Raw genomic sequence first — 17,779 nt, 5'->3', positions numbered from 1 at the left:
CGCCAGTTCAAGGCCGATCCGCGGATGATCGTGGAAGCCCGCGGCGCCTACTTCACCGACGCCGACGGCCGAAAGATCTTCGACGGCCTGTCCGGGCTGTGGTGCTCCGGGCTCGGCCATGGCCGGCCCGAGATCACCGAGGCGGTGAGCCGGCAGATCGCCCGGCTCGACTACGCACCGGCCTTCCAGCACGGTCATCCGCTGTCCTTCGAACTCGCCAACAAGCTCAAGGAACTGACGCCGGCGGGCCTCGACTACGCCTTCTTCACCGGCTCGGGCTCGGAAGCGGCCGATACCTCGCTCAAGATGGCGCGGGCCTACTGGCGGGCCAGGGGCCAGGCCGGCAAGACGCGCCTGATCGGCCGCGAGAAGGGTTACCACGGCGTCAACTTCGGCGGCATCTCGGTCGGCGGCATCGGCGGCAACCGCAAGACCTTCGGCCAGGGCCTCGAGGCCGACCACCTGCCGCACACGCAGTTGGCCGACAACGCCTTCAGCCGCGGCATGCCGCCCCATGGCGCGGCTTTGGCCGACCGGCTGCTCGACCTGATCGCGCTGCACGATGCCTCGAACATCGCGGCGGTGATCGTCGAGCCCTTCTCGGGCTCGGCTGGCGTCGTGGTGCCGCCGCAGGGCTACCTGCAGCGGCTGCGCGAGATCTGCACCGCGCACGGCATCCTGCTGATCTTCGACGAGGTCATCACCGGCTTCGGCCGCTGCGGCGCCATGACCGGCGCCGACGCCTTCGGCGTCGTGCCCGACATCATGAACGTCGCCAAGCAGGTCACCAACGGTGCCCAGCCGCTCGGCGCCGTGATCGCGAGCAAGGACATCTACGACACCTTCATGGCGGCCGGTGGCCCGGACTACATGCTCGAGTTCCCGCATGGCTACACCTACTCGGCCCATCCGGTGGCCTGCGCCGCGGGCATAGCGGCCCTCGACGCGCTGCAGAAGGACAAGCTGGTGGAACGGGTCGCTTCGCTGGCGCCCTTCTTCGAGGCCGCGGTCCACAGCCTGAAGGGCACGCGGCACGTGGTCGACATCCGCAACTACGGCCTGGCCGCCGGGCTCACGCTCGCGGCCCTGCCCGGCGAACCGGCACGCCGGCCGTACGAGGTCGCCATGGCTTGCTGGCGCAAGGGCTTCTATGTGCGCTACGGCGGCGACACGATCCAGCTCGCTCCACCCTTCATCGTCGAGAGGGCGGAGATCGAGCGACTGGTGAACGCGCTTGGCGAGGCCCTGGCGGAGACCGCCTGAGTCTCGGCCCGGCTGAGCCCGCCCCTCACTCCCCTGCCGTCGCCGCGTCGCTGACCCAGCTGGCCGAGCGCCCGATGCTCTCGAGCAGGTGCTCGGTGAAGGCTCGCACCTTGACGCTGGCGCGCGGCGTGGCGCGCACCAGGAAGATGCCGCTCGCCTCCTGCCGCGGCGCGCCTTCGAGGTCGAGCTCGACGATGCGGCCGGCCGCCAGGTCCTCGCCGATCGCCCAGTTCGGCATCAGCGCGATGCCCAGGCCCTGGGCGGCGCACATGCGGCGCGCATCGCAGTCGTTGCTCTCGAGCGCGAACTGGGGCGGGCGGCTCCAGTCGAAGCCCTCGAGTTCACGCCAGCCGCGCACACCGGTGCTGTGCTGGCGGTCGATCAGCCGATGCTGCGCCAGGTCCGCGAAGCGCCGCGGATGGCCATGACGCTGCAGGTAGGCCGGCGAGGCGCCCATGATGTAGCGCTGGCTGCCGATGCGCTGGCAGATCAGGCTGCTGTCGGGCTGGTCGCCGATGCGGATCACGAGGTCGAAGCGCTCGAGCACCGGGTCGACCACCCGCTCGGTGAGCTCGAGCTCGACGTTCAGCGCCGGGTGCTTGTCGAACAGCGAGCCCAGGTGCGGCGCCACGTGGCGGCGGCCGAAGGCCGGCACACAACTCACGCGCAGCAGCCCCTGCACGCTGCCGTCGAGTGAGACCACCTCGCTGCGCGCATCGCTCATGTCGTGCAGGATCTTCACGGCGCGCTCGAACAGCAGCGAGCCGGCCTCGGTCATCGCCAGCGCCCGGGTCGAACGCGTGAACAAGGGCACGTTGAGGTCCTGCTCCAGCGCATCGATCTGGCGCGCCACCGACGATGCGACCAGGCCCCTGCGCCGGGCCACGGCCGAGAAGCTCTTGGCCTGCGCCACGTCGACGAACATGGAGAGGCTTTCGGCAAAGCGGATCGATTCCATTTGTGCGAACAACGCAAAGGCATTTGGCCCTGGCGCCGGATTCCCATAACGAGGCGCAAAGAATAGCATCAGTTGGCTCAAACGAGGTACGCCTATGAACACTGACGCCGAACCTGGCGGCATCCAGTCCTTCAGCTTCGAGAGCCGCACGCAGCGGGTCCTGTTCGGGCACGGCAGCCTGTCGAAGGTCGCCGCCGAGATCGAGCGGATGGGGATCGGCAAGGCGCTGGTGCTGTGCACGCCGCCGCAGCGGGCCCGGGCCGAACGCGTGGCCGACCTGCTCGGCGCCCGTGCCGCGGGCATCTTCGATGGTGCCGTGATGCACGTGCCGATCGAGAGCGCACGGGCGGCACGGGAGGCCGCCGCGCGCCTCGGCGCCGACGGCGCGGTGGCGATCGGCGGCGGCTCGACCATCGGCCTCGGCAAGGCCATCGCGCTCGATTCGGGCCTGCCGATCCTGGCCATCCCGACCACCTACGCGGGCTCGGAGATGACGCCAATCTACGGCCTGACCGAGAACGGCCTCAAGCGCACCGGCAAGGATCCCCGCGTGCTGCCACGGACGGTGATCTACGACCCGGCGCTGACGCTCGGCCTGCCGGTCGGCCTGTCGGTAGTCAGCGGGATCAACGCCATCGCCCATGCGGCCGAAGGTCTCTACTCGGCGGACGGCAACCCGGTCTGCAACCTAATGGCGGTCGAAGGCATCGCCGCCCTGGGCCGCGCCCTGCCCGGCATCCATGCCGACCCGGCCAACCCCCAGGCGCGCAGCGATGCGCTCTACGGCGCCTGGCTGTGCGGCACGGTGCTGGGCAGCGTCGGCATGGCGCTGCACCACAAGCTCTGCCACACGCTGGGCGGCAGCTTCAACCTGCCGCACGCCGAGACCCACACCATCGTGCTGCCGCATGCGCTGGCCTACAACGCCGCGGCCTCGGCCGGCGCGATGCGGCGTATCGCCGCTGCGTTGGGCGCCGCCAGCGCCCCGCAGGCGGTCCACGAACTGGCGCTGAGCAACGGCGCGCCGACGGCCCTGAAGCAGATCGGCATGCGCGAGGAGGACCTGGACCGCGCCTGCGCGCTGGCGTTGCAGAATGCGTACGCGAATCCACGGCCGATCGAGGCGCAGGCCCTGCGGCAGCTGCTGCAGGATGCCTTCGACGGCGTGGCCCCCAGAAGCTGATCCACCTGCCGCCCAGGTCCCGCCGCATGACCCACGTCGACGCATCACCCAGCGCCTTTGCGCGCCAGCTCGCACAGCAGTACGGACTCGATGACGTGCCGGCGTCGCGATCGGCCACGCTGTCGCTCGACATGGCGCGGATGCACTACGCCCAGCCGCATCTCTTCGTGCTGGCGCCGCTGCCGGCCGAGGACGCCTTCGTCGTCAGCGTGGAGCTCGCGCGGGCCGGCAGCAGGCGCTTCTTCCAGGGCGATGCGCAGACCCATCTCGGCCTGCTGGAACCCGGTGCGGTCCACATCGCCGACCTCGCCAAGCGGCCTTCGGCCTATGTCTGCAGCCCTTTTCATTCGGTGCTGTTCCGCCTGCCGCGTGCCGCCATGGACGACTTCGCGCGCGAAACCGGCGAGCCCCCGGTCGCGGCGCTGCAGTGCACGCCGGGTGCGACCGATCCGGTGCTGGCCGGCATCGCGGCGGCGCTGCTGCCGTCGCTGGAGCGGCCCGCCGAAGCCTGCCGGCTGTTCCTCGACCACATGGCACTGGCGCTGTGCGCCCACCTCGCCAGCACCTACGGCGGTGCCCGCCGGCGGCCCGCGGGCACGGCCGGCCTGGCGCCCTGGCAGGCCCGGCGCGCCAAGGAACTGCTGGCCGCGAACCTGGCCCGCAACGTCTCGCTGCAGGAAGTCGCCGCCGCATGCCAGTTGTCGCGCGGCCACTTCAGCAAGGCGTTCAAGGCGACCACCGGCCAGTCGCCGCACGCCTGGCTGATCGAGCGCAGGATCGAGGCGGCGCGCGGCATGCTCCTCGCATCCACGGCCTCGCTGGCGGAGATCGCGATCGCCTGCGGCTTCGCCGATCAGAGCCACCTGACGCGCGTGTTCGGGGCCCGCACGGGCAGTTCGCCGGCTTCGTGGCGGCGCCAGCGCCGCGATTGAGCGGCCAGCCCCTCAGGCCGGCAGGATGTCCGGCAGCAGCGGCCGCTGCAGGCGCTTGCGCCACCACTTGAACGCCTCGCCCGCGGCGGCGGCCGGCTTCCAGGCCAGCCAGAAGTCCTCCTCGGGCCGCGACTCCTCCAGCGCCAGCTCGACCAGTTCGCCGCGCGCCAGCAGCGCCCGCACGCAGGCCCGCGGCACGAAGCCATGGCCCAGCCCCTCGATCTGAAAGGCGATCTTGGCCGCCATCGAGGGCACGGTGATGCGGCGCTGCCCGGCCAGCAGGCCGATGGTGCGGTCGGACATCGAGCGGGCGCCGTCGCCCACCACCACGGCCGTATGCTCGAGCAGGTCGGTCCGCGCCAGCGGCCGCTGCAGCATCGCCAGCGGGTGCGTCGGCGCTACGCAGAAGGCGAAGTCGAGGCTGCCCACCGACACCGCCTTGTAGCCGCCGCCGGCCGGCCCGTCGCCGGCGGCGACGATCAGGTCCGCGCGGCCATCGCGCAGCGCCTCCCAGGTGCCCGTGAGCGTCTCGCAGGCGATGCGCAGGCGCGTGCCGCAGTTCAGGTCCTCGAAGGCGCGGATGTCGTCGCTGAAGGCCGAGGTCGGGATCAGCGAGTCATGCACCAGGCGCAGCTCGGATTCGAAGCCGGTGGCGATCTGGCGCATGCGCGATTCCAGGTCGGCGGCGGCGGCCACCAGCCAGCGCCCCTCCTTGAGCATCTCCTGGCCCGCGGCCGTGAGGCTGACGCGCGGCCCCTGCCGCACGAACAGCGCGATGCCCAATTGCTCCTCGAGCTTGCCGATCGCGTAGGAGATGGTCGAGGGCACCTTGTGCAGGCGCTCGGCAGCCGCCGCGAACGAGCCGTGGCGGGCGATCGCGTCCACCAGTTCGATGGCCTCGAGGCTGAGTTTCAACATGGCGCTTCTTTCGTTCTAACGATCGAAATTATCGATCATGATCGCCAAAATGTCTCAGCATGGATGCCCTCGATGYCGCCCATACTCCTTGTGAATTTGTTCGTGAATTTAGTCGAACGAAACTTCACAAGGAACGCCCATGATCGAACTTCGCAAGACAGACCATCGCGGCCTCGCCGACCACGGCTGGCTCCAGTCGCGCCACACCTTCTCTTTCGGCCACTACCACGATCCGAAGCAGCAGGGCTTCTCGGACCTGCTCGTAATCAACGACGACCGGGTCGCGCCGAAACAGGGTTTCGGCACCCATCCGCACCGCGACATGGAGATCATCTCGTACGTGCTCGAAGGCGCGCTCGAGCACCGCGACTCGATGGGCACCGGCTCGGTGATCCGGCCCGGCGACGTGCAGCTGATGAGCGCCGGCACCGGCGTGCGCCACAGCGAGTTCAATCATTCGGCCACCGACCCGATGCACTTCCTGCAGATCTGGATCGTCCCCTCGGCCCGGGGCGTGGTGCCGCGCTACCAGCAGGTGCATTTCAGCGCCGCCGAGAAGCGCGGCAAGCTGCGCCTGATCGTCTCGCCCGAGGGTGCGGAGGGCTCGCTCTCGGTGCACCAGGACGCCCGCGTGTACGCCGGCCTCTTCGACGGCCGGGAGGCGGCCACGCTGCAGCTCAGGCCCGATCGCCATGCCTACGTGCACGTCGCGCGCGGCAGCATCGAGGTCAACGGCGAACGGCTCGGCCAGGGCGACGGCGCCCGGATCCGCGACGAGCGCACGCTGCGCTTCGCGAAGGCCGACCAGGCCGAGGTGCTGGTGTTCGACCTGCGGCCCCACGAACGGCCCTCGATGTAGCTCGCCGACGCGGCCTGCCTTTGCACATTTTTATGACACCTCGCCTACAACTTGCCTCGTGGCTGCCGATACATAGGCAGTCATGGACAAGCCACATTCAAGCCAATCACCCGAGCTGCTGACCCAGCTTCCGAGAGAAAGTGTCCTTCAGGACGACGGGGTGCACATGCTCGTGTCAACCAGGGGCGTGGAAGGGTCGAGGAGCGACGGCATCCTCCTTCGCCGATGTGCCTTCTCGATCGCTGCGCCACTGGGCTGCGCCATCCTGGGTCAGTACAGGCAGCTGTCGGACGGCTTCTGGCACGCCTCCATGTGCAGCAAGGCCCGCAGCGACGGCTCCGTGGGTCCTCCCCAGGTGGGGATCTATGCGACGGAACTCGACGCGCTGGTCAATCTCTGGGCCAACCGCCGGCGTTTCGACCTCGGGTTCCGGGTCTGAGGGCCGGGGGGCATCTGCGCCGCAGCTTGATCGTCCTCCAGCGTCCCGGCTATGCTGCGCCACTTCGCTTCTTCAAATTCCTTGCCATGCCGCCTCGTCTCACCGCCCAGGATTTCGACCAGGAACTGCTCATACTCTTCGACGCCTATGTCCACGGCGATCTGGATCGGCGCTCATTCCTGGGGCAGGCGCAGAAATTCGCCAAGGCGGGTGTTGCAGCGACGGCATTGCTGGCGGCGCTGAGCCCCGACTTCGCGGCCGGACAGCAGGTAACCCCCGCCGATCCGAGGCTCAAGGTCGAGCGGGTCAGCTATCCCTCGCCTTCCGGCAGCGGCATCGTCAAGGGCTACCTGGCGCGCCCGGCGAATGCCGGTGCGAAGCCCCTGCCCGCGGTGCTGGTCATTCACGAGAATCGCGGCCTCAATCCGCACATCGAGGACATCGCGCGGCGCCTGGCGCTCGATGACTTCATGGCCTTCGCGCCCGACGCACTTACGCCGCTCGGTGGCTATCCCGGTGACGAGGACAAGGCGCGCGAAGCCTTCGCCAAGCTGGACCAGGCGCATGCCCTCAACGATTTCCTGGCAGCCGCAACCTGGCTGAAATCGCGCCCTGATGCCACCGGCAAGCTCGGCGCCGTCGGCTTTTGCTACGGTGGCGGCATCGTCCACCAACTGGCGATCAGGATGCCCGACCTCAACGCAGGCGTGCCCTTCTACGGCAACACGCCGGCGCCCGCGGAAGCGGCCAAGGTCAAGGCACCACTACTGGTCCAGCGTGCCGAGATCGACGACCGGATCAATGCGGCATGGCCCGCCTACGAAGCTACGCTGCGCTCCGCCGGCGTGCACTTCACAGCCTATCAATATCCCGGCACCCAGCACGGCTTCAACAACGACACCACGCCACGCTACGATGCGGCGGCCGCCCAGCTCGCCTGGTCGCGCACGGTGGCGTTCCTGAAGGCGCAACTGGCAGGCGACTAGCGGCGTCGGCGCTCGGCACGGGCATGCGAATCCAAGAATTGAAAAGCCGACTCCGGGACGCTGGAGCGGGTCCTCTCCACGAGCATCGGATCCTGCGGCTTTGGTCCCATTCGCTGCCCCGGGAAAGCGGCAGGCGTCGACCCGAGAGCTTTTTTCCGTCGTCGCTGCTGGCCGCCCTGCCGTCCATCGAAGCCGAGCTTGCAGGACTGGCGCGCATCCACGCGGTCCATCCCGGCGCCGACGGTTCCGAGCGGCTGCTCGTTGCGCTGGCGGACGGCCAGACTGTCGAGAGCGTGTTGCTGCCCCGGCACGGTCTCTGCGTCTCGTCGCAGCTCGGGTGTGCCGTCGGATGCCAGTTCTGCATGACGGGCCGCGACGGCTTGCTGCGCCAACTGGGAAGTGCCGAAATCATTGCCCAGGTCGCCCTCGCGCGCGGGCGCCGGCCGGTACGCAAGGTGGTGTTCATGGGCATGGGTGAGCCGGCCCACAACCTGGACAACGTGATGGAGGCGATCGACCTGCTCGGCACGGCGGGCGACATCGGCCACAAGAACCTGGTGTTCTCCACCGTGGGCGATCCACGCGCTTTCGAGCGACTGCACCAGCAGCGCGTCAGGCCTGCGCTGGCACTCTCGTTGCACACGACCAAGGCCGAACTGCGCAGAAGACTGCTTCCGCGCGCGCCGCACATGACGCCCGAGGAACTGGTCGCCGCCTGCGAACGCTATGCCCGGGCGACCGGCTACCCGATCCAGTACCAGTGGACGCTGCTGGAAGGCGTCAACGACGGGCAGGACGAGATCGAAGGCATCGTCCGCCTCCTCTCCGGCAAGTACGGCGTGCTGAACATGATCCCCTTCAACGCGGTGGATGGCGCGGCGTTCAGCCGACCGTCGTGGGAGCGCTGCAAAGACATTGTTCGCACGCTGCACGAGCGGGGCATCCTGGCGAAGCTGCGCTATTCGGCCGGCCAGGATGTCGACGGAGGGTGCGGCCAATTGAGGGCGAGAGCGACCGAAGTACCCGTGCTGCTTCGAAGAGCCCCGGACTGGCGTCAGGCACCGGCAGTCGCCGCATGATGACGCAAATCCAAAAGCATTTGATCGTCCACGGCCTCGTGCAGGGCGTGGGTTACCGCTGGTCGATGGCGCAAGCCGCCGAGGCGCTGGGCGTGCGCGGCTGGGTGCGAAATCGACGCGACGGCACGGTCGAGGCGCTTGCCATCGGCGATGACCCGGCAGTAGAGGCACTGGTGGCCTGGGCCCGCCGCGGCCCGCCGCAGGCGCGAGTCGAACGCGTGGAGGTTCTGGAGGTGCTTGACATCGCTCATGCACCTGCGGGATTCGAGCAGCGCGCGACGGTCTAGCGCTGCCCACGCCAGCCAGTTACTTCATCACGTCGACATCGCGCGACTCGGGCAGCATCCACATGGCCGCCACGCTGATGGCGCACATCGCGACTACGTAGTAGGCCGGAGCCATCGGATTGTGGGTCACGGCGATCAGCCAAGTGACAATGAACTGAGTTGTGCCGCCGAACACCGAAGTGCCGATCGCGTAGACCAACGAAAGGCCCGTGCTTCGCACCGCGATGGGCAGCAGTTCCGGCACCGTCACCAGCCCCGCGGCGCCGAACATCGCCGTGAGTGCGGCCAGGATGGCGGACACCGTCAGCAGCGTGGTTGCACCGGGGGCACCCGACAGCCACATGAACAGCGGAACGATCGACAGCATCAGTACGATGCGCGGGAACTGATTGGTGATCTTGCGGCCGAATCGGTCGCACAGCAGGCCGCCTGCAAGGGCGAAGGCGAATGTCATGACGCCGCCCATCAGCACGCTGCCTTGTGCCAGCGCCGGCGGCAGCTTCAGGACCTGGACCGCGTAGCTGACCATGTAGTTGCCCACTTGCGACGCCACCGCCGTGGCCGCCGTGAGAAGCACGCCCAGCACCAGGATGCGGCGGTGGTTCCTGAACACGGAACCGACGATCTGCGTGCTAGTGCGTTCGCTGCTGCCTTCATGGGTCTCGGGAAGGCTGCGCCGGATGTAAAGCGCGATCGGAATCAGGACGAGGCTGAACAGGAACGGCACGCGCCAGCCCCAGGAGGAAAGTTGCTCCTGCGTGAGCGCAAGCGAGAGCGCCACGCCGAACACGCCGCCGACCGCGACGGCCAGCCCCTGGCTCGCGACCTGCCAGCTCGAGTAGAAACCGCGCCTGCCGGGTGGCGCCGCTTCCAGAAGCAGCGCCGTCGCCGGACCCACTTCGCCACCGAGCGCCAGGCCCTGCAGCAATCGGCAGAAGACAACGATGATTGGCGCGGCGATGCCGATGCTCGCGTAGCCGGGCGTCGCAGCGAGGCCCAGGGTGCCGACGGTGATCAGTGCGACCGTCAGGATCATGGCTGGCTTGCGTCCGGCCCGGTCGGCAAAGGCGCCAATCAACACGCCGCCAAGCGGGCGCGTGAAAAAGCCCACGCCAAACGTGGCCACGGCCACCAGCAGGCTGCCGAACTCGCCGCTCACCGGGAAGAAGGTGCGGCCGATGTAGACCGCGAAGTAGGCGTAGATGACGAAATCGTAGAACTCGAGGGCGTTGCCCGCGACGGCAGCGGCAACGGCCTTGCGGCTGATGGCTGTTCTCGGCGCGGGATGCGCACTGCGCGCACCCGTGGCGGCCTGGGGCAAGCCGGCGGGATTCATGGTGGTCGCGTTCATGGAATGTTCCGTGGTTGGTTCGCAGTCGAAGTCGTAAACGGACGCAGTTCAGGCCAGCATGGCTTGGGGCGCGTCTTCCTGCAAGCCTTCGAGCGCGCGCAGGCAGGCCTGTGAGCCCTGTTGCCATACCGCGAGCTTCCAGTCGGCTGCGTCGGGGTAGAACGCATCCTTGAGCTCCTGCTTAATCGCGGCGGACTCGGCGGCGTCCGTGTGGCCGTGCCGGTGCAGCCAATGCTCCGCGCGCAGTGCACCGGTGACACGCTCGCTCGGGTAGGTGCCGTATTCCAGACAGATCCCCACGTGCTGCGCGTCGGGGCACTCTTCGGTAAGCGCCGTCTGGATCGGCCCCGTCAGCGGAATGCTGGTCGACGTGCCGGCGGTGACCGACGTCAGATCTCCCCACCAGCGCTCGCCGCGCGCAAGCACGGCGGGATCTTCATCGAAGCTCGCGAAGATGCGCTCGCCAACGCCATAGGATCCGAGCCCGGTGTGGATGTCGATCGAGGCCAGTTGCCGCACCTTCGGGGCATGGCGCCGGAGGATGTGGCGGAAGGTGTCATTGCTCCAGGTCGGCCGGTTGCCACCATAGAACATGCCGTCGGCGAAGGCATGCTGGCCGAGGCCTATGGCGCGTTGCAGACCTCGCGCGCCATGGCGGTCGCGATACGCAGCAAGCGCGGCCTCGACGTCTGCGCGCGGCGGCCACTCCGCCGGCAGCAGCAACTCGTGAATCTCAGCGTAGCCCGCATTGACCGGCAGGGGCTTCGAGAAATCGACGAAGTTGCGGTTGAGGTCCACGTTCTCGTGCGTGACGCGGCGCAGGTGCGAAAAGCCGAAGGGATTGATCGCGTGCACATGCAGCACCGCGGTGTCGCGCAAGGCGTCCGCCCGTTGACCGGCTTCAGACAGCAGCATCCCCGTCTGGACTGCCGAGCCGCAGAAGCCCTCGACACCATGAACGCCGCTGATGACGACGAGCATCCTCGGCGCGTCGGCCGGCCCTTCCAGGACCACGTCAGTGGCCAGCGTTTCGCCGCTGGCGCCGGGTATCGGCAAGACGTGCGACTCGACCGGCAGGCCGCGCCGCGATGCGGCATTCAGAAATTTCTGGCGTGCCTCAGCGTAGCCATGGCTGAAGAGTGCGTTGATCGAGGTGTTGCTGTCCATATGTCTCCGTCAGGTTGTGTGTGGGTCAGGCAAATGAGTACCGGCGCTGCTGCTGCCGCAGCCGGCAGGCGTCACCGAAGGCCTCGAAGATGGCGCGTGCAAACGCGCTGTCGTCGATGCGCATCTCGGGATGCCATTGAACGGCCAGCGTGAACTGGGCAGCGCTTGCGATGGAGAAAGCCTCCACCAATCCGTCGGGCGCCATGGCCTCGACACGCAAACCCGCGCCCAGGCGATCGATGCCCTGGTGGTGCAACGAATTCACCTTCGTCCGTGTGCCGCCGGCCAATCGCGCAAGCAGGCCGCCTTCGACGAGGTGGAGGTCGTGGCTGTCGTCATACCAGCGTTCGATCGGGCGCTTGTGATCGCCTTCGCGGTGGTCAAGCCTGCCGAATTGCTCATGCACGGCGGGCTCCAGCGTGCCGCCCCATGCGACATTGATTTCCTGGAAGCCGCGGCACACGGCCAGCACGGGCACGCCCGCCGAGACAAGCGCCGGCAGCAGCGGCAGGATGGCGGCATCGCGGTAATGATCGAGAAGCATCTCGCGGTGCGGCAAAGGTGCACCGTAACGCTCCGGTGCCACGTTCGACGGGCTGCCCGTGAGCACGATGCCGTCGATCGCCGCGGCCAATGTGTCGGCATGCGGCCCATCGGCGACGGCGGGCAACACCAGTGGGAGTGCTTGCGAAACCTCGCCTATTGCGCGGACGTAGCCATGCAGGGTCGCATGCGCCGAATGGCCGTGCCTCTCGATTCGGTCGGACGAGATGACAACGACGGGTCGCAGGGTTGCGGACTGATGCGGTATAGGTTTCATGGCGAATGTCTCGGCTGCGGAAGGCAGTCTAGAAAATCGATTAGCTTGCGTAAATTGCATAATGTCTATCTATTACTTGCACTATTTGCAAGTGGAAGGTGGGGATGAACATCCGGCAACTGAGGCATTTCCTGGCCGTCATCGACCTCGGCTCGCTGAGCGCCGCGGCCGAGGCCGTTCACCTGAGCCAGCCGGCGCTGTCGCGGAGCCTGCGCGCACTCGAAAACGTCTTGCGGGTGCCGCTATTCGACAGACAGGACCGACGCCTGCGCCCGACGCCATATGCCCTCGCCTACGTGGAGCGCGCGCGGCGAATGGTGTTCGACGAGAACGAAGGGGCCCGTTCGCTGGCGCTCATGCGCGAAGGCGAACTCGGCTCGCTGGCGTTCGGCATGGGCTCATCGATCGCGAAGTTCCTGCTCGCGCCACTGATGCTGGAGATGCTCAACAAGGCGCCGGGCTTGCGCGTGAGCGCCATGGTGCAGAGCACCGACGTGCTCTATGCCGCATTGCTGAAGGAGCAACTCGATTTCTTCATCGGCGACGTCCGCATCGCCCGGCACGATCCCGACATGGTGATCGAGGCGCTCTACCCATGCACATTCGGCTGGTTCGCGCGCGCAGGGCATCCGCTCTCGGCAAGGCGCAACGTCACGATGGCCGAGCTCTCTGCCTATCCGCTGATTGCCGCAGGCTACACCGACGCGTCTGTCGAGCGCAGGATGGCGGACCTGTATGGCCTCGGCATTCCGATCGGCAAGCACTTCGCCCTCAGCACCAGCGATCTCGGCACCGTGCACGCGTTGCTGGCATCGAGCGACTCCGTCACGCCCTCGACCGCCATCGCGGTGCTCGATCCACTGAACGCCGGCGTCGTGGTGCCGATCGACGTGACGCCGCGACTCGACCTGGATCTGACCCTTGGGATCATCCATCGTGCCGGCCGCACGCTGGCACCTGCATGCTCGCGGGCCTTCGAATTCGTCCGGGCGAGCTTCGCCAATGCGGGTGCCGAGATCTCGCGCCTGCAGGGACGCGGACACAGTCCCGCCGCTGTACCGTCTCGCAAGGAAGGATCGACCTCGCCCAAGCCTCGATCGCGCTAGCTCTTCGGCCGGACGAGGTCGAGCGTCCTGGCGTATTCCACGAAGAATCCCAGGCTGGACGGGTTTTGCATGGCGTCCGGGCTGGCGACCTTGCCCGGCTCCGCACCCAACAGCAGCCTGCGCACGGGAACCTCCATCTTCTTGCCGCTCAGCGTGCGCGGAATCTCGCTGACCTGGACCACCGCGTCGGGAACATGGCGGCCCGAGGTCTTGCTGCGAATCTACTGCTTGATCCGATCGACGAGCTCGGCGTCCAGCGCGGCGCCGGATTGCAGCACCACGAACAGCGGCATGAACGATGGCCGACCCAGATACTCCAGGTCGATGACCAGACTGTCGCGCACTTCGGGCAATTCCTCGACGACACGATAGATCTCGGCGGTGCCGATGTGGATGCCGAAGCGGTTGATCGTGCTGTCCGACCGACCGTAGATCACCGAGCTGCCGCGGGGCGTGAAACGTATCCAGTCGCCTTGGCGCCACACGCCCGGGAACATCTCGAAATAGCTCTCGCGATAGCGCTGCCCGTCCAGATCGTTCCAGAACGACACCGGCATCGATGGCATGGGCTGCGTGATCACCAGTTCGCCCACCTCGTCGACCACGGAACGTCCGGTTTCGTCGAAGGCATAGGCGGCCACACCCAGTTCCGCGCACTGGATCTCTCCCGCGTGTACTGGGGACGGTCGGCGCGCATCCGACGAAGCACGAGGCGATGTCGGTGCCCCCGCTGACCGAGGCCAGCAGGACCTCGGGTTTCACGTTTTCATACACCCACTCGAAGGCATCGATCGGCAGTGGCGAACCCGTGGACAGGATGGTGCGCAGTTTCGCGAGTGGCGCGCAGTCCTTCGGCCGGAGTCCGTCCTTCTTGCAACTGATCAGGAACGCGGCCCCGCAACCGAATACGGCGACCTTGTTGTCGTCCATGAAGCGCCAAAGCGCGTCGCCGTCGGGCCAGGACGGATGGCCGTCGTAGAGCACGATCGATGCGCCGGTGACCAGCGCGCCGACCAGCAGGTTCCAGACCGCCCAGCCCGTGCTGCCCAGGAACAGCAGGCGATCGCCGGGGCGCAGGTCGTTTTGCAGCGCCATTTCCTTGAGGTGAGTCAGCAAGATGCCGCCCTGGCTGTGCACCATCGCTTTCGGCAGGCCCGTGGTCCCCGACGAGTACAGGATCCAGAGCGGATGCGCGAWGGGCACGCGCTCGTAGCGGGGAACGGCATCTTCGAGAATCGCCGATTCCCAGGGCGACGCGTTGCGCCAATCGACCGGACTCTCGCCGGCGAGCGGACCCGCCACCTGCACCACGTGCTCGACAGTGGGCAGGCCGCCCAGCAACTCGCCCACCACATCGAGCCGGTCGTATCGCTTGCCGTTTTAGCTGTAGCTGTCGACGGCAAACAGCACCTTGGGCTCGATCTGGCGCAGACGGTCCAGCACCACGGACGCGCCCATGTCCGTCGCGCAGCTCGACCAGACGGCGCCGATGCTCGCGCACGCCAGAAAGGCGATCAGGGTCTCCGGACGGTTCGGCATGTAGCTCGCGACCCGGTCGCCGGGCCGCACGCCCCACCCCCGTAAAGTGGCCGCCAGCGCGGCCGTCGAGCGCTCCAGTTTGGCCCACGAAATCTGCTGCGCGGGCCCGTCCTCGCTGCGCGCGATCACCGCGGGCTGCACGGGCGTCGCATGGCGGAACACATGCTCGGCGAAGTTGAGCCGGGCATTCGGGAACCATTCCGCGCCGGGCATTTCGCGCCGTCCAAGCGCCGGCTCACGCTCGCCGTCGGCCTAAACGTCGAAGTAGCTCCAGATCGATTGCCAGAACTGCGACACATCATCGACGGACCAGCGCCAACTCGGCGTAGTCGCGGGTCGCGACCCCCTTCTCTTTCTCGAGCCAGCCCTGGTAGTGAACTAGTCGGCTCGACAGCAGTTGCTCGGGACCGGGAGTSCAGAGGATTTCGGTCGAGGGGGAAGACGCATCGTTCGGCATGGCTGGTTCCTGCAAGGGGTTGGAATGGGACGGATGGTTCGAGGGTGGTAAACGAACTCAATCCAGCGCGACCACAGCCGTTCCCGTGATCTTCATTTCGCCGGACTGGTTGTGTGCCGACAGCTCGAGCGTCACGCGCTTTTCACCGTGGTCGAGGTGTTTCTTCGAGACGGTGGCCCGGCAGTGCACTTCGTCACCCACGTGAGTGATGGCAACGAAGCGCACGCCCAGGCTGCGGAGGGCCGAGGGATCCACCCAGTGGGTCAAAACGCGCGCGAGATAAGCCACGGACAGCATCCCGTGAGCGAAGACGTCGGGCATGCCCGCGATGCGGGCATAGTCCAGGTCGGTGTGCAGGGGGTTGTAGTCCCCGGATGCGCCGGCATACGACGCCAGGGTATGGCGCGTGATCGGGCCCATGAACACGCCGGGCAAGGTCTCGCCTACTTGAACCGAATCGAACCGTCGGACCTTCATGAGCAGGTCTCCCGTGTCGGCTCGCGGATCACCAGCACGCAGCGCAGGTCTGCCACGGCGGTACCGTCGTGTCCTTCGACCCGCGTCTCCCGCACGACGAATTTCAGGCTTCCGCCCTTCTTTTGGTACTGATCGGTGATGCGGGGCGCAAAGCGCAGCGTCTCACCCGCGAAGGCCATTCGGTGATAGAGGAAGTGCTGCTCGCCGTGCAGGACGTGGGCGTAGTCGATGCCGAGGCGCTGGTACACCTCCATCGGATTCGGCGCTTCCATTTCAAGACAGAACAGGAAGCTTGGAGGGATCGGCAGGGACGGATAGCCCGCGGCCTGCGCGGCTGCAAGCTCCGAGTACACAGGGTCGTCCTGGCCGGTGGCCCGGGCAAAGCTTCGCAGCCGACCGGGCTCGACCTCAACGCTGAAGGGCGTCAGGTCGGGCACTACAAGGCGTGTCGACATCGCGCTACTTCCACAACGCGCAGCGCGATTCGCTCTTGGTGGTGAACACCTCTTCGCCCGGAATGGTGGCGACCAGCTTCACGTAGTCCCAGGGCATCCTCGACTCGGCCGGGGGCTTGACCTGCATCAGGTACATGTCGTGGACGTAGCGGCCATCGGCGCGTATGTAGCCCTTGGCGTAGAAGTCGTCGAGTTTGGTCTTCTTGAGGTGGTCCATGATCTTGTCGGCATCGGTCGACTGGATGGCCTGCGCCGCCTTCAGGTAATTCATGGTCGCCGAATAGTTCGCCGCCTGGATCTCGGTCGGCATGCGCTTGGCCTTCTCAAAGAAGCGTTGACCGAACTTGCGGGTCTCATCGTTGAGGTTCCAGTCCCAGCTGGTCGTGAAGAGCAGGCCTTCGGCGTTCTTCAAGCCGATGCTGTGCACGTCGGTGATGAACAGCAACAGGCTGGCCACCTTCATCTTCTTGTCGATGCCGAATTCCTTGGAGGCCTTGAGCGCATTGATCATGTCGCTGCCACCGTTGGCGATTCCCAGGATTTGGGCGTTCGAGCTCTGGGCTTGCAGCAAGTAGGACGAGAAGTCCGAAGCATTCAGAGGATGCTTGGACGCGCCGGCCACCTGGCCGCCGCCGRCCTTGATCACGCCGGTAGCGTCACGCTGCAGGGCTTCGCCAAAGGCATAGTCCGCCGCGAGGAAGTACCAGTTCTTGTAGCCTTGCTTGAGCATCGCACTGGCAGTCCCGCGCGCCAGGGCGACCGTGTCCCAGGCATAGTGAATCGTATAGGGCGAGCAACTCTCGTTGGTCAGGGCCGAAGTGCCCGGACCGTTGGCGATGAACACCCGCTTCTTCTCTTGCGCGAGCCTCGATTCCGCCAGCGCTGCCGAGGAATTGGTGCCCCCGATCAGCAGGCGAATATTCTGGGTGTCCATCCACTCGCGCGCCTTCGATGCGGCGACGTCGGCCTTGTTCTGATTGTCGGCAGTCAACAACTCGATCGGCATGCCATTGACCTTGCCGCCGAAATCGTCGATCGCCATCTGGATCGCCATGGCGCCGTTCTTGCCGTCGAGATCCGCGTAGGCGCCCGACATGTCGGTCAGGAAGCCGATGCGCAYCTTCTCCTGGGCATGGGCCGTCGGGCTGGACAGTTCGGCGGCGGCGAGCAATAGCGCCATTGACCCGAGCTTGATGTTCATGATGGTTCCTGCTGGAGGGGTGGGACGCGGGATTGCGGCCTTGTTCAAAGCGTCTTGACCAGTTCCGGCACGGCCGTGAACAGGTCGGCGACCAGGCCGTAGTCGGCCACGCTGAAGATCGGGGCTTCTTCGTCCTTGTTGATCGCCACGATCACCTTCGAGTCCTTCATGCCCGCCAGATGCTGGATCGCGCCCGAGATGCCGCAGGCGATGTACAACTGCGGCGCGACGATCTTGCCGGTCTGGCCGACCTGCCAGTCGTTCGGGGCGTAGCCTGCGTCGACGGCTGCGCGGCTGGCGCC

At 67.0% G+C, this 17,779-nt stretch carries 18 protein-coding genes and 1 pseudogene; 9 read left to right on the top strand and 10 right to left on the bottom strand.

Features of this window, described 5'->3' with window-relative positions; translation table 11 throughout:
* The coding region (aptA, locus tag AC1DY5_RS13965; protein WP_478112142.1) for an omega-aminotransferase AptA at positions 1–1,263 on the top strand (1,263 nt) is incomplete at its 5' end.
* A gap of 25 nt (positions 1,264–1,288) precedes the next feature.
* Here aptA and AC1DY5_RS13960 read toward each other — a convergent pair.
* On the bottom strand, positions 1,289–2,221 hold the full coding sequence (locus AC1DY5_RS13960) for a LysR family transcriptional regulator (RefSeq protein WP_478112140.1): 933 nt from the start codon (positions 2,219–2,221) through the stop codon (positions 1,289–1,291).
* A 94-nt stretch (positions 2,222–2,315) separates the two neighbouring features.
* Between AC1DY5_RS13960 and AC1DY5_RS13955 the strand changes: the two genes are divergently transcribed.
* Entirely contained in the window at positions 2,316–3,404 is a 1,089-nt protein-coding gene (locus AC1DY5_RS13955) for a maleylacetate reductase (RefSeq protein WP_478112138.1), read from the top strand.
* Positions 3,405–3,430: 26 nt separating this feature from the next.
* Positions 3,431–4,336, top strand: coding sequence for a helix-turn-helix domain-containing protein (locus AC1DY5_RS13950; RefSeq protein ID WP_478112137.1), 906 nt, complete (start codon positions 3,431–3,433; stop codon positions 4,334–4,336).
* Between the two features lie 12 nt (positions 4,337–4,348).
* Here AC1DY5_RS13950 and AC1DY5_RS13945 read toward each other — a convergent pair whose 3' ends face one another.
* Positions 4,349–5,254, bottom strand: a complete 906-nt coding sequence (locus AC1DY5_RS13945) for a LysR family transcriptional regulator (protein WP_478112136.1) — start codon at positions 5,252–5,254, stop codon at positions 4,349–4,351.
* A 139-nt stretch (positions 5,255–5,393) separates the two neighbouring features.
* Between AC1DY5_RS13945 and AC1DY5_RS13940 the strand changes: the two genes are divergently transcribed.
* From AC1DY5_RS13940 to AC1DY5_RS13920, 5 genes are all read left to right on the top strand, one after another.
* Entirely contained in the window at positions 5,394–6,113 is a 720-nt protein-coding gene (locus AC1DY5_RS13940; protein ID WP_478112134.1) for a pirin family protein, read from the top strand.
* Positions 6,114–6,279: 166 nt separating this feature from the next.
* The gene (locus tag AC1DY5_RS13935; RefSeq protein WP_478112133.1) at positions 6,280–6,552 is read left to right on the top strand and encodes a hypothetical protein; all 273 of its coding nucleotides are present in this window, start codon (positions 6,280–6,282) and stop codon (positions 6,550–6,552) included.
* Positions 6,553–6,638: 86 nt separating this feature from the next.
* Entirely contained in the window at positions 6,639–7,538 is a 900-nt protein-coding gene (locus AC1DY5_RS13930) for a dienelactone hydrolase family protein (protein ID WP_478112131.1), read from the top strand.
* Positions 7,539–7,561: 23 nt separating this feature from the next.
* Positions 7,562–8,617 carry an RNA methyltransferase gene (locus AC1DY5_RS13925; RefSeq protein ID WP_478112129.1) on the top strand — a complete coding sequence of 352 codons (1,056 nt, stop codon included), beginning with the start codon at positions 7,562–7,564 and terminating at the stop codon, positions 8,615–8,617.
* On the top strand, positions 8,617–8,904 hold the full coding sequence (locus AC1DY5_RS13920) for an acylphosphatase (RefSeq protein ID WP_478112144.1): 288 nt from the start codon (positions 8,617–8,619) through the stop codon (positions 8,902–8,904). The genes AC1DY5_RS13925 and AC1DY5_RS13920 overlap by 1 nt, the downstream gene beginning before the upstream one ends.
* Before the next feature lie 19 nt (positions 8,905–8,923).
* Here AC1DY5_RS13920 and AC1DY5_RS13915 read toward each other — a convergent pair whose 3' ends face one another.
* The 3 genes from AC1DY5_RS13915 to AC1DY5_RS13905 are packed head-to-tail and all read right to left on the bottom strand — an operon-like array spanning position 8,924 to position 12,242.
* Positions 8,924–10,255 carry an MFS transporter gene (locus AC1DY5_RS13915; RefSeq protein WP_478112128.1) on the bottom strand — a complete coding sequence of 444 codons (1,332 nt, stop codon included), beginning with the start codon at positions 10,253–10,255 and terminating at the stop codon, positions 8,924–8,926.
* Between the two features lie 48 nt (positions 10,256–10,303).
* Positions 10,304–11,422, bottom strand: coding sequence for a M14 family metallopeptidase (locus AC1DY5_RS13910; protein WP_478112127.1), 1,119 nt, complete (start codon positions 11,420–11,422; stop codon positions 10,304–10,306).
* 25 nt (positions 11,423–11,447) lie between these two features.
* The gene (locus tag AC1DY5_RS13905; protein WP_478112125.1) at positions 11,448–12,242 is read right to left on the bottom strand and encodes a gamma-glutamyl-gamma-aminobutyrate hydrolase family protein; all 795 of its coding nucleotides are present in this window, start codon (positions 12,240–12,242) and stop codon (positions 11,448–11,450) included.
* 104 nt (positions 12,243–12,346) lie between these two features.
* Between AC1DY5_RS13905 and AC1DY5_RS13900 the strand changes: the two genes are divergently transcribed.
* The gene (locus tag AC1DY5_RS13900; protein WP_478112123.1) at positions 12,347–13,348 is read left to right on the top strand and encodes a LysR family transcriptional regulator; all 1,002 of its coding nucleotides are present in this window, start codon (positions 12,347–12,349) and stop codon (positions 13,346–13,348) included.
* Here the strand turns inward: AC1DY5_RS13900 and AC1DY5_RS13895 are convergent.
* From AC1DY5_RS13895 to AC1DY5_RS13875, 5 genes and pseudogenes are all read right to left on the bottom strand, one after another.
* Positions 13,345–15,344 (bottom strand): annotated as a pseudogene (locus AC1DY5_RS13895) (acetoacetate--CoA ligase). The gene AC1DY5_RS13900 and the pseudogene AC1DY5_RS13895 overlap by 4 nt on opposite strands.
* Positions 15,345–15,401: 57 nt before the next feature.
* Positions 15,402–15,821, bottom strand: coding sequence for a MaoC family dehydratase (locus AC1DY5_RS13890; protein WP_478112122.1), 420 nt, complete (start codon positions 15,819–15,821; stop codon positions 15,402–15,404).
* A complete protein-coding gene (locus AC1DY5_RS13885) occupies positions 15,818–16,276 on the bottom strand; it encodes a MaoC family dehydratase N-terminal domain-containing protein (protein WP_478112120.1) in 459 nt (152 codons plus the stop codon). The genes AC1DY5_RS13890 and AC1DY5_RS13885 overlap by 4 nt, the downstream gene beginning before the upstream one ends.
* A gap of 4 nt (positions 16,277–16,280) precedes the next feature.
* Positions 16,281–17,477, bottom strand: a complete 1,197-nt coding sequence (locus AC1DY5_RS13880; protein WP_478112118.1) for an ABC transporter substrate-binding protein — start codon at positions 17,475–17,477, stop codon at positions 16,281–16,283.
* Between the two features lie 44 nt (positions 17,478–17,521).
* Positions 17,522–17,779: electron transfer flavoprotein subunit alpha/FixB family protein (locus AC1DY5_RS13875; protein ID WP_478112117.1), on the bottom strand; the 258-nt coding region annotated here is incomplete at its 5' end.

Source organism: Variovorax sp. P4_D9 (assembly GCF_056401695.1).
The sequence above is the reverse complement of the archived record's forward strand: the minus strand, read 5'-3'. Positions and strand labels throughout refer to the sequence as shown.

Coding starts and splice junctions, on each gene's coding strand:
- AC1DY5_RS13960 (WP_478112140.1), bottom strand. CDS start 2,221: ATGGAATCGATCCGCTTTGCCGAAAGCCTCTCCATGTTCGTCGACGTG.
- AC1DY5_RS13955 (WP_478112138.1), top strand. CDS start 2,316: ATGAACACTGACGCCGAACCTGGCGGCATCCAGTCCTTCAGCTTCGAG.
- AC1DY5_RS13950 (WP_478112137.1), top strand. CDS start 3,431: ATGACCCACGTCGACGCATCACCCAGCGCCTTTGCGCGCCAGCTCGCA.
- AC1DY5_RS13945 (WP_478112136.1), bottom strand. CDS start 5,254: ATGTTGAAACTCAGCCTCGAGGCCATCGAACTGGTGGACGCGATCGCC.
- AC1DY5_RS13940 (WP_478112134.1), top strand. CDS start 5,394: ATGATCGAACTTCGCAAGACAGACCATCGCGGCCTCGCCGACCACGGC.
- AC1DY5_RS13935 (WP_478112133.1), top strand. CDS start 6,280: ATGCTCGTGTCAACCAGGGGCGTGGAAGGGTCGAGGAGCGACGGCATC.
- AC1DY5_RS13930 (WP_478112131.1), top strand. CDS start 6,639: ATGCCGCCTCGTCTCACCGCCCAGGATTTCGACCAGGAACTGCTCATA.
- AC1DY5_RS13925 (WP_478112129.1), top strand. CDS start 7,562: ATGCGAATCCAAGAATTGAAAAGCCGACTCCGGGACGCTGGAGCGGGT.
- AC1DY5_RS13920 (WP_478112144.1), top strand. CDS start 8,617: ATGACGCAAATCCAAAAGCATTTGATCGTCCACGGCCTCGTGCAGGGC.
- AC1DY5_RS13915 (WP_478112128.1), bottom strand. CDS start 10,255: ATGAACGCGACCACCATGAATCCCGCCGGCTTGCCCCAGGCCGCCACG.
- AC1DY5_RS13910 (WP_478112127.1), bottom strand. CDS start 11,422: ATGGACAGCAACACCTCGATCAACGCACTCTTCAGCCATGGCTACGCT.
- AC1DY5_RS13905 (WP_478112125.1), bottom strand. CDS start 12,242: ATGAAACCTATACCGCATCAGTCCGCAACCCTGCGACCCGTCGTTGTC.
- AC1DY5_RS13900 (WP_478112123.1), top strand. CDS start 12,347: ATGAACATCCGGCAACTGAGGCATTTCCTGGCCGTCATCGACCTCGGC.
- AC1DY5_RS13890 (WP_478112122.1), bottom strand. CDS start 15,821: ATGAAGGTCCGACGGTTCGATTCGGTTCAAGTAGGCGAGACCTTGCCC.
- AC1DY5_RS13885 (WP_478112120.1), bottom strand. CDS start 16,276: ATGTCGACACGCCTTGTAGTGCCCGACCTGACGCCCTTCAGCGTTGAG.